The organism is Moorena sp. SIO3H5, assembly GCF_010692395.1.
Lineage (GTDB): Bacteria > Cyanobacteriota > Cyanobacteriia > Cyanobacteriales > Coleofasciculaceae > Moorena.
Genome location: NZ_JAAHHS010000780.1, coordinates 1 through 1247, shown reverse-complemented (window position 1 = coordinate 1247; position 1247 = coordinate 1). Strand labels below are relative to the sequence as shown.

At 40.0% G+C, this 1247-nt stretch carries 1 protein-coding gene; it reads left to right on the top strand.

All coding sequences use genetic code 11. From position 1 onward, the window contains the following. Positions 1 to 512 precede the first annotated feature (512 nt). Entirely contained in the window at positions 513 to 887 is a 375-nt protein-coding gene (locus F6K52_RS36475) for a hypothetical protein (RefSeq protein WP_070396775.1), read from the top strand. The last annotated feature ends 360 nt before the right edge of the window (positions 888 to 1247 follow it).

The following is a 1247-nucleotide window of genomic DNA, read 5'->3' as shown; positions in this document are numbered from 1 at the left end:
GCCCCTCCGCGCCGGAACAATACAATAAGTTCTATTTTTTAGGAACGTAGGTGACTGACAAACCAGCATTTTCGGCTTTGTTTCTCAGTACATATATTATAGCAATTTTATAATACCCTGTGCAAAAGAAGCCCCACACCTAATGCGTAGCATTAGGTGTGGGGCTTCTTTTGCCGGACAGCTAACTATAAGGCTATCACTGATTGGGTCTATATCTTCAGTCTACCTATCAGCGATTAAAAATTGGTTCATCTGTCTAATGGTAGATTATCGGTCTCTCTTAAGATAACCAATAATTTTAGGCTTTTAACGATTGTAACAATTTTGATACATAGGTCGGAGGAGTTGACTGTAAACTTTTTTGACAAAAGGTTCATCTTCATCAAAATTTTACCTATACTGAAATTCACCTAGAAAATTTCAAATCAAAGAATTTACTCAAGGGCAGACCCTGTCAAGTAAGGGCAGATGCTGTCAATTCATTTTTTTTAATGATTACTGGAGAAAACACTATGGCATTAACCACAAGTCAGAGCTTTACACAAACTGATTCATTAGCAGTGGTCAAAAGCTTTTTAATTTGGGCATTTACCTTGGCAGTTTGCTTACTGGTTGTCGGTTTTCCGTTGATTGTATTAATGGTTACCGCTGGCTCTCTGTTAGCGATCGCTCTACAATCGATTCTGCCGGTTAGTGCTGTATTACTAGTAGCAGGGAGTTTGATTGGAGTAAATGTTTTAGCAGTGATATTAGGTGCAGGAGTCTTAACCTTTAAGGGGGTTCATCCTAAGGAAGTTAGTTGGTTAAATTGGCTACATGGCGAGCCTGATCTGATCCAGACTCCGGTTTATGCCGCTTGCCCCCTCACCTGTAACATTATCAGATAGTTATATAGACGGTTTATGTGCTGGCCCAAGTCTGGGAATGTTAATAATTGATGACCTTTTAGGAGCTCAAAAAAGGGTAAAAGGTGTGGGAGTGTTTTCTCTTTTCCGTCTAAAGGTCATCAAGGGTAAGCACCCTGCCCGTTCATAGACGGGGCTTCCAAACATCCCACGATTTTTTGTAATAAGGCCAAGTTTTGGTAAGTTGATTGGTTTTTCAGCAATTTTCCCGGTCAAGACCGGGTTTTTTGATGAGAACATTTAAGAGTATGGTAGGAAGGATGAACGATGTTGGTTGCAGGTTTAAGGTTGCAGGTTTAAGGTTGCAGGTTTAAGGTTTAAGGTTTAAAGTTGAAGGTTGGA

Excerpts from the sequence above, each read along its gene's own strand:
- F6K52_RS36475 (WP_070396775.1), top strand. The coding sequence starts at position 513 with ATGGCATTAACCACAAGTCAGAGCTTTACACAAACTGATTCATTAGCA.